Annotated in this window: 9 protein-coding genes; 3 read left to right on the top strand and 6 right to left on the bottom strand. The window is 50.1% G+C overall.

Annotated elements, in window-relative coordinates:
- Positions 1-163: 163 nt before the first annotated feature.
- Positions 164-505 (bottom strand): FKBP-type peptidyl-prolyl cis-trans isomerase, encoded by a 342-nt coding sequence (locus ACUHMQ_RS19235; RefSeq protein ID WP_445297076.1) that lies wholly within the window; start codon positions 503-505, stop codon positions 164-166.
- A 340-nt stretch (positions 506-845) separates the two neighbouring features.
- On the opposite strand from ACUHMQ_RS19235, the gene ACUHMQ_RS19230 reads away from it, so the two are divergent.
- On the top strand, positions 846-1,433 hold the full coding sequence (locus ACUHMQ_RS19230; protein WP_445297075.1) for a superoxide dismutase: 588 nt from the start codon (positions 846-848) through the stop codon (positions 1,431-1,433).
- 106 nt (positions 1,434-1,539) lie between these two features.
- Here the strand turns inward: ACUHMQ_RS19230 and ACUHMQ_RS19225 are convergent, their stop codons facing one another.
- The 4 genes from ACUHMQ_RS19225 to ACUHMQ_RS19210 all read right to left on the bottom strand — a co-directional run bounded on the left by ACUHMQ_RS19225 (position 1,540) and on the right by ACUHMQ_RS19210 (position 7,279).
- Positions 1,540-2,256, bottom strand: coding sequence for a class I SAM-dependent methyltransferase (locus ACUHMQ_RS19225; protein ID WP_445297074.1), 717 nt, complete (start codon positions 2,254-2,256; stop codon positions 1,540-1,542).
- 174 nt (positions 2,257-2,430) lie between these two features.
- Entirely contained in the window at positions 2,431-3,999 is a 1,569-nt protein-coding gene (locus ACUHMQ_RS19220; RefSeq protein ID WP_445297073.1) for a SpoVR family protein, read from the bottom strand.
- A complete protein-coding gene (locus ACUHMQ_RS19215; RefSeq protein ID WP_445297072.1) occupies positions 3,996-5,267 on the bottom strand; it encodes a YeaH/YhbH family protein in 1,272 nt (423 codons plus the stop codon). The genes ACUHMQ_RS19220 and ACUHMQ_RS19215 overlap by 4 nt, the downstream gene beginning before the upstream one ends.
- A gap of 89 nt (positions 5,268-5,356) precedes the next feature.
- Positions 5,357-7,279 (bottom strand): PrkA family serine protein kinase, encoded by a 1,923-nt coding sequence (locus ACUHMQ_RS19210; protein WP_445297071.1) that lies wholly within the window; start codon positions 7,277-7,279, stop codon positions 5,357-5,359.
- Between the two features lie 251 nt (positions 7,280-7,530).
- Here ACUHMQ_RS19210 and ACUHMQ_RS19205 point away from each other — a divergent pair, with 251 nt between their 5' ends.
- Entirely contained in the window at positions 7,531-8,118 is a 588-nt protein-coding gene (locus tag ACUHMQ_RS19205) for a LexA family protein (RefSeq protein ID WP_445297070.1), read from the top strand.
- Positions 8,119-8,263: 145 nt separating this feature from the next.
- Here ACUHMQ_RS19205 and ACUHMQ_RS19200 read toward each other — a convergent pair whose 3' ends face one another.
- The gene (locus ACUHMQ_RS19200; protein WP_445297069.1) at positions 8,264-8,989 is read right to left on the bottom strand and encodes a YebC/PmpR family DNA-binding transcriptional regulator; all 726 of its coding nucleotides are present in this window, start codon (positions 8,987-8,989) and stop codon (positions 8,264-8,266) included.
- 130 nt (positions 8,990-9,119) lie between these two features.
- Between ACUHMQ_RS19200 and ACUHMQ_RS19195 the strand changes: the two genes are divergently transcribed.
- Entirely contained in the window at positions 9,120-9,404 is a 285-nt protein-coding gene (locus tag ACUHMQ_RS19195; RefSeq protein WP_445297068.1) for a PsiF family protein, read from the top strand.
- Positions 9,405-9,549: the final 145 nt, after the last annotated feature.

The raw sequence follows: 9,549 nt of genomic DNA, 5'->3' as shown, positions 1-9,549 counted from the left end.
GCACTAACTTGATGGCTTCCGCTCGGTATTCCGACGTATAGCTTTGTGTTTCTCTCTTACTCACCGCAGCCTCCTGTTGGCTCAAGTTTACCAATCAGGTGTGTCTACGGAATTCAGGCTACCTCAGACAGATTCTTAGAACGCAAATCAGGGAGATACGTACTCAATCATCACGCGTCAGCACTTCCAACAGTTCTATCTCGAAAATCAAGTTTGAATTCGGCTTGATATGCGCACCAATCTGCCTTTCGCCATATGCCAAATGTGCAGGCACGTAGAGCTTACGCTTGCCCCCCACCTTCATACCCATCAATCCCAGATCCCATCCCTTGATCACACGGCCGGTTCCGATAACGCACTGAAACGGTTTGCCTCGATCGTAAGAAGCGTCGAACTTGGTACCGTCCTCCAGAAAACCAACATACTGTGTAGTGATCAGGGCACCCTTGACTATCTCTTTACCGTCACCCAATTGAAGGTCCACTATCTGTAGCTCGCTACTCATCAATTTCTCTCATTAAATTACACAAAGCCTGCCGCGCATCAGCAATACAGCATTGAAGGCTCCTCAGCATGTCTAGCTCGCGAAACGCTGAACCGCCCCTAAAACCCAAAGCAACTATCCAGCAGCTATCCCACCTAAGCGTATCGGAAGATAGCTGGGCGCTAACCGCCCACAGGGTGAATACCCTATAGTTGTGCATATACGCGGATCAAAGCCAGTCGAAATAGCGGAGCAATTTAGTCAACTATTGGCTATCCCCCCTGGCCGCGCTATGATTTCACGTCTTTCTAAGAGCCAGACTATAAGTCAGGCCTATCAAAAACCGTCCTGGAGAATGATCATGGAACACAAGCTGCCCGAACTTCCTTACGCTCTCGACGCCCTTGCACCGCATATGTCCAAGGAAACGCTGGAATATCACTACGGCAAGCACCATCAGACCTATATCACCAACCTGAACAATCTGATCAAAGGTACCGAGCACGAGAATGCCAGCCTGGAAGAGATTGTGAAGAAAGCCCCTGCTGGCGGCCTGTTCAACAACGCAGCCCAAGTGTGGAACCACACTTTCTTCTGGATGGGTTTCAAGCCCAACGCTGGCGAAGCGCGCCAGCCAACCGGCAAGCTGCTGGCTGCCATCAATGCCAAGTGGGGCACGGTGGATGAGTTCAAGAAGGCCTTCAATACTTCGGCAGCCGGTAATTTCGGCTCAGGCTGGACTTGGCTGGTGAAAAAGCCGGATGGCACATTGGATATCGTCAACACTACTGCCGCAGCTACCCCGCTGACGACCGCTGAAGTTGCCTTGCTCACCGCCGATGTATGGGAACACGCCTACTACATCGACTACCGCAACAGCCGCCCCAACTACCTGGAAGCCTTCTGGAAGCTGGTTGACTGGGATGTCGTCGCGGCGCGTTTGGGGTAAACCTATTGTTGCTTGTGGAAGATACGCTTCACCCTCTTCGAAGCAAGCATGCGAAAAGGGCCTGAATTCAGGCCCTTTTTAATTTGATGCACAAAACTGTTGGTCTTCAACTGGCAACGCCTTGCTTGACTGCCCAAATTGCCGACAACCCAAATGCGCGCCAGTATTCACCTTGTTCCACCAGCCCCACCTCTGCCAACAAAGCATGGCGGCTTGCAGGCGCAATGGGATATACGTTCTCACGCAGGTGCATGAAGTCGAGCTCAACCAAGTCTTGTCGATCCCGCGTACGGCACTGTTGCTGGTACCAGCTGTCAAACAGCTGTTCAAACCCATCCTCACCGCGTTCACCCACTAAATCAGCCAGCAGCAGTACGCCGCCAGGCTCCAGCGTATTGGCAAGACTGGCCAGATAACGCTCTTTACTGGCTTCATCCGGCAAGAAATGCATGACCAGCAGACTGGTAACTGCATCAAACTCCTGCCCGACATCCACTTCACCAACATAGCCCGGATAAAGCGCAATACGGTCTTGCAACGCAGCCTCACGAATACGGTTTTCAGTCACGTCATTCATATCTGGAGAAGGCTCGATGCCACAAAGCTGCCATTCAGGCGATGCCTTAGCATACCGCAGCAGCTCCTCCCCTGTGCCACTGCCTGCCACCAATATCCTGGCATCTTCCGGCAGCATGGCCAGCAACAGGTCAGTAGAGAGCTGATGCAGCCATTCGTAAGCAGGGATCAACTGGCGAATCTTGCTATCGTAGACGGCGGCATGGCGGGCATCGTAGTGAACGCCGTCGCTTTTGTCTTGGCTCATATTCTCTTGTCTTCGATATCAGCACACAGGCTATCTTCTCTATTGCACGTGGCAAAGTCGAGCCTGGCGTTGTAGGTGTTGCGCTCCGTAATACGGAAAACCTGCGCTGCCCACCCATCGATTCGACGAAGCGACTTATATTGGCTTCATTCCAATCAAACCACGGCAGACCAACTATCCATGCCGCTTTTCAAGCTTGCATTCATAACTCAGTATTACTGTGCCTTCCGGGTCGCAGCTTTCAAGCTTTACCGAAAAGCCCCATAACCTTGCGATATGTTTGAGCACCTCATGCACGCTGTTTCCCAGCGGCCTGCGATTATGCTGCGTATGGCGTAAGGTCAGGGAGCGGTCACCCCGGGTGTTGACATCCCAGATCTGGATATTCGGTTCACGATTACCAAGATTGTACTGGTCGGCCAGCTTATGCCGGATCATCCGGTACCCTTCATCATCATGGATTGCACTGATTTCCAGCTTGGCTTCCTGGTCATCGTCGCGTACCGAGAAGAGCCGGAAGTCACGAATCAGCTTGGGTGACAAATACTGCGCAATAAAGCTTTCGTCCTTGAAGTTCTTCATGGCGAACTCCAAAGCAGGCCGCCATGGAGTACCGGCCAGACCCGGAAACCAGAGATGGTCCTCTTCAGTCGGCTTCTCACAGATACGCTTGATATCGCTATACATGGCAAAGCCAAGCGCATAGGGGTTGATCCCGGAGTACCAACGACTAGTGACTGGTGGCTGATAGACCACATTCGTATGCGAGTGCAGGAATTCCATCAATGCGCCATCAGTCAGCAGTCCCTCGTCGTAAAGCCGGTTCATGATGGTGTAGTGCCAGAAGGTTGCCCACCCTTCGTTCATTACCTGCGTCTGCCGTTGCGGGTAGAAATACTGGGCGACCTTGCGCACGATACGCACTACCTCGCGCTGCCATGGGTCCAACAGCGGTGCGAATTTTTCTATGAAATAGAGAAGATTCTCCTGAGGCTCCTCAGGAAAACGCCGGGACTTCTCCTTTTCTGCCTCTTCCTGACGCCGTGGCAATGTGCGCCACAACTCATTGACCTGGCTTTGCAGATAGTCAGCCCGTTCCGCCTGGCGAGCCTGCTCTTCACTCACCGACAATTTGGGTGGGCGCTTATAGCGGTCCACCCCATAATTCATTAGGGCATGACAGCTATCAAGCAATTCCTCCACCGCATCGACACCATAACGTTCTTCACACTTGCGAATGTATTGTCGGGCGAAAACCAGGTAATCGATGATGGCTGAAGCATCAGTCCAGGTTCGGAAAAGATAATTGCCCTTGAAGAAGCTATTGTGGCCAAAAGCCGCGTGTGCGATCACCAGTGCCTGCATGGTGATCGAGTTCTCCTCCATCAGATAAGAGATACATGGGCTGGAGTTGATCACAATCTCATAGGCCAACCCCATCTGACCACGCTTATAGCCCTTTTCTGTACTGAGGAAATGCTTGCCATAGCTCCAATGGTGGTACATGACGGGCATACCTACCGAGGCATAGGCATCCATCATCTGTTCTGCAGTAATGATCTCCAGCTGATTTGGGTAGGTATCGAGCTGAAAGTCGCCCGCAACCCGGCTGATTTCCCTGTAATACCTGTCTATCAGCTCGAACGTCCATTCAGACCCGGTCGACAACGGGCCTTTGCTAGGTTCGGTTTTCTTACGGCTGCGCTTTTTGATCCCTGTTTGTGAAGAGGCAATCTCATTCATGCGTGGCTCGACACTTTCTTGAAGAGGTCACGGAATACCGGGTAGATATCTGCCGGTGATTGGATCTTGCGCATAGCGAACTGACTACAGGCATCACGCACCTGTTCATATTCCGCCCATAAGTTCTGCGGTTCGCCCTCTGTGATCTCGATATAGGCGTAGTACTGCACCAACGGAAGTACATCGGCCAACAAGATATCTTTGCAGACGACTGAATCACTATCCCAGTTATCACCATCGGATGCCTGGGCGATATAGATATTCCAGTCATTGGAAGGAAAGCGATCGGAAATAATCTGGTGCACCAGCTTCAATGCAGAACTGACCACCGTACCGCCGGTATCTCTGGCATGAAAGAAGTCATGTTCATTTACCTCGGCTGCCTGGGTATGGTGCCGTACGAACACGACTTCAATCTTTTCATAAGCGCGGGTAAGGAAAAGATACAAAAGGATAAAGAAACGCTTGGCGGTATCTTTCTTTTGTTCGTCCATCGAACCGGAAACGTCCATGACGCAGAACATCACTGCCTGTGTATGCGGCCGCGGTACACGCACCCGGTTGCTGTAACGCAAGTCGAAGGGATCAATGAAAGGGATACCGATGATGCGCATCTTCAGCAGGCGAATCTCCTCGCGCAACGCCAGTACCTTCGGGTCGTTCTCATCACTTCTTTCCAACAACTCATCGAGCTCTTCACGTGCTTCATTCAAGCGCGCCATGGGCCCCGCGGTAAGCGCAATACGCCGCCCCAATGCTCCCTTGAGTGAGCGTACGACATCGATATTCGAAGGGGTGCCGTCGGTACTGTAACCTGCACGAATTTGTTTGAATGCCTCCGTAGCGGTCAGCTGAGTCTTCACCAGATTGGGCAGCTCCAGGTCTTCGAAGAAGAAGTTGAGAAATTCCTCGCGGCTCAGCTCGAAAACAAAGTCGTCCTCTCCCTCGCCATCCTGCGAAGCTTTACCCGAACCACCCTTGCCACCGTTCTCTTCGGGCCGATCAATGAAGTCGCCCTTCTGGTATTCCTTGTTACCTGGGTGCACTGTTTCCCAGACACCGCCACGGGCATGACCAAACACCGGCTCGGAAACATCCTTGACCGGGATCGAGACCTTCTCGCCACTTTCGATATCGGTAATGGAACGACCCTTGACTGCACGGGTCACCGCTTCCTTGATCTGGCCTTTGAAACGACGCAAGAACCGCTCGCGATTGATAGCGGATTTATTCTTGCCGTTGAGCCGGCGGTCAATGAGATGAACCATTGTGGCTCCCGTGAGAAGTGAACCGCAACTGCGCGTTTAACAAGGGTGAGAAGCGCTTACCTCACCCTCCGCGAGCCTCACTGTTCACGTTATGAAGACTTACGTACCCGTAGGTACCAGTCACATAGCAGTCTTACCTGCTTGGCCGTATAGCCTTTTTGCACCATACGGTTCACGAAGTCCTCGTGTTTCTTAGCATCTTCGTTACTGCCTTTGGCATTGAAGGAAATCACCGGCAGCAACTCTTCCGTATTAGAGAACATCTTCTTCTCAATCACGGCACGCAGCTTCTCGTAACTTGTCCAGGTCGGGTTCTTACCTGCATTGTTGGCGCGGGCCCTCAGAACAAAATTCACAATCTCGTTACGGAAATCCTTAGGGTTGCTTATACCAGCCGGTTTCTCGATCTTTTCCAGCTCATTATTCAACGCATTGCGATCGAAACTTTCGCCTGTGTCTGGGTCACGATACTCCTGATCCTGAATCCAGAAATCGGCAAACGTCACATAACGATCAAAAATATTTTGGCCGTATTCGGAGTAACTCTCCAGGTAAGCGGTCTGAATTTCCTTGCCGATAAACTCGACATACCGGCCTGCAAGGTACTCCTTGATATAGGCAAGATACTTCTGTTCAGTCTCTGGCGCGAACTGTTCACGCTCCACTTGCTGTTCCAATACGTACAACAGGTGCACCGGATTAGCAGCCACTTCGGTATGGTCGAAGTTGAACACCTTGGACAATATCTTGAAAGCCCAGCGGGTCGAAAGCCCGTCCATCCCCTCATCAACACCTGCAAAATCACGGTACTCTTGAATCGACTTGGCTTTAGGATCAGTATCCTTCAAGTTGTCGCCATCGTAGACGAGCATCTTGGAATAGACACTTGAGTTCTCCGGGTCTTTCAATCGGGAAAGAATGGAAAACTGAGACATCATCTTCAAAGTACCTGGCGCACAAGGCGAGTTATTCAACGATGAGTTGCGCACCAGCTTTTCATAAATCTTCACCTCTTCGCTGACACGTAAGCAGTACGGTACTTTCACGATGTAAATACGGTCGAGGAAAGCTTCGTTATTCTTGTTGTTCTTGAATTGCTTCCATTCTGATTCATTCGAGTGAGCAAGTACGATGCCGTCGAAAGGAATAGCGCCAAACCCTTCCGTCCCCTTGAAGTTACCTTCTTGCGTCGCCGTCAGCAGTGGATGCAGCACCTTGATAGGTGCCTTGAACATTTCGACAAACTCAAGCAGACCCTGGTTGGCCAAGCACAAACCACCTGAGTAGCTGTATGCATCCGGATCATCCTGCGCATACTTCTCAAGCTTACGGATATCCACCTTACCGGTAAGCGAGCTGATGTCCTGGTTGTTTTCATCACCGGGCTCTGTCTTGGCCACGGCAATTTGCTTCAGTACCGAAGGGTATCGTTTCACCACCCGGAACTGATCAATATCCCCGTTGAATTCCTGTAGACGTTTCACCGCCCAGGGACTGGGAATGCACTTCAAATAACGGCGTGGGATACCGAACTGCTCTTCCAAGATCGGCCCGTCTTCCATACCATTGAACAGTCCTAAAGGCGATTCATTTACCGGACTGCCCTTAACACAGTAAAAGGGCACCCGCTCCATCAGCTCTTTAAGCTTTTCCGCAATGGACGATTTACCACCGCCTACAGGCCCAAGCAGATAAAGAATTTGTTTACGCTCTTCCAGGCCTTGGGCCGCATGGCGGAAGTACGAGACCACTTGCTCAATTACTTCTTCCATTCCATAGAATTCACGAAAAGCCGGATACACCCGAATCACCTTATTGGCAAATATCCGGCTCAGCCGTGAGTCATTACGAGTATCAACCATGTCAGGATCGCCAATCGCCAGCAGCATGCGTTCAGGTGCCGTGGCGTAAGCGCCGGGATCGCGCTTACACAGATCCAGATACTCCCGAAGGCTCATTTCCTCCTCTCGGGTACGATCGTAACGGGCACTGAAATTAGCGAAAATATCCATGGCGATCCCTCTCTTCTAAGTATGGCGAACAGACGTCATACGATTTGGAGTAAAGCGCGTCAAAAGGTTCGCGCTAGAAAGTCGTGCCTGGTTTGTCGTTCTAGGGGTATGCACAATCCCGGTATAGCACATGAAATACGCGGTACTCAGGTCCTTCTTGCATCGTGGTAAAACCGCCATAAAACTTGCAAGGTGAACGTACGTTCACTAAAGTAAGCACTTCCTTCATCGCTTCGTTGGACAAAGCCTTCATGAACGAATTCGAAAAAGACTTCGACTATCTAGGTCGTATTCAGGATTACTACGCAGATAACCGCTGCCTGCCTTCTTACGCCCGTTTAATGCATTTACTAGGCTTTGCCAGTAAGTCGGCTGTATCCAAATTACTGACACGCCTTCAGTTACAAGGCTTTATTACCCGCAACCAAGACGGTGACTGGGTACCAACTGATCGATTCTTCGAACGTACTCTATCTTCCCAACCAGTACCGGCCGGTATGCCTATCGCAGCACGGGATATTGGGAGTGATGCCTTCGCAATTGACCAATATCTTATCGAGCAGCCATCCAATACATTACTGATCCCAGTAAAAGGTGATTCGATGATCGATGCGGGTATCCATGCGGGCGACTTGGCAGTAATAGAGCGACGTAACAGTGCCAATAATGGGGATATTGTCGTTGCTATTGTCGACAATGAATTCACTCTTAAAACTTTGGGGCGTGAGCAAGGACGCTTTGTATTATTACCTGCAAACCCTGCTTATCCGGTAATTCGCCCTAAAGCAGAATTGGAGATTTTTGGTGTAATGGTTGGCTTAGTACGTAAATATCGATAAAGCGCATCTAAGATCAATGAGTTACGCGTGAAATCCCTCAAAGATTCCAAATAATCTCCGCATAAATAAAACAGGCCCACTTTACATGGGCCTGTTTTATTTATCCATTTAAAAGCTATTTAATCGTGAATAGCTTTTTCAAAAGTTACTCATGCATAACTGCTGTCGTATACACCTCTTGGACATCATCCAAACTTTCCAGTGCATCCAACAACTTCTGCATTTTGACTACATCTTCGCCGGTTAATTCTGTTTCCGCCTGGGGTTTCATCGTCGCCTCCCCCATTTCAGCCTTAAAACCTGCTTTTTCCAAAGTTTCCTTGATGGTGACGAAGTCATATGGCGGTGTAATTACTTCAATTGAACCATCATCGTTGGTTACAACATCATCGGCCCCCGCTTCCAAGGCCGCCTCCATCAACGCATCTTCATTAGTACCTGGTGCAAAGATCAAATAACCACAATGTTTGAATTGAAAAGACACACAACCATCTGTGCCCATATTGCCGCCATATTTACTAAAGGCGTGTCTTACATCAGCCACGGTACGAGTCTTATTGTCTGTCAAGCAGTCCACCATGACCGCAGCGCCACCGATTCCATAGCCCTCATATCGGGTTTCGATGTAGTCGACCCCTTCCAGATTACCAGCACCCCGATCAATTGCCCGTTGAATGTTGTCCTTTGGCATATTGGCACCCAAGGCTTTATCAACAGCCAGGCGTAACCGCGGATTAGTCGCAGGGTCTGGATCACCCAACTTGGCAGCAACCGTAATTTCCTTGATCAGCCGAGTAAACAGCTGACCACGCTTTGCATCTTGACGCCCTTTACGATGCTGAATATTTGCCCACTTCGAATGGCCAGCCATGGTGTTACCCTCTTGCAGAACAAAATCACTGAAAGACGCGAATTTTAACACAGTCGATCAACGACGGATTTGCGGTGCTAGCCGCCCTCCCCTAAACTCGCATGGCATATTCTCTAATCTGGAGTTTTCTATGTTACGTCTTACCTTGATCACTGTTCTGCTTCTCACCTTTGGCATCAGCTATGCCACTGAGGGGACAAAAGAGCTGACGACACAACAAAATAAAATGGCTGAATGTAATAAAGCGGCAGCAGATAAAAAGGGCGATGAACGTAAATCCTTCATGCGTGAATGCTTAAAAAGCAAACAGAAAATTCAACAAAATAAAATGAAAGAATGTAACGCTGAGGCCGGAACTAAGGAATTAAAAGGGCCTGAACGTAAACAATTCATGAGTGAATGTCTGAAGAAATAAAACGCTTCAACCCTCTGAAGAAACGGCCGCCGTGGCGGCCGTTTCTCTTTCCATTCCTACTGTCCCCCAATTCGAAACCCGCAAAGCAGCAAAGCAAAAGCCCCGATCTCTGTTGAGACCGGGGCTTCACTATAAGGCGCCTGGC

The sequence above is a fragment of the Chitinimonas violaceus genome (assembly GCF_052601015.1).
This window is presented reverse-complemented; position numbering and strand designations above follow the sequence as displayed.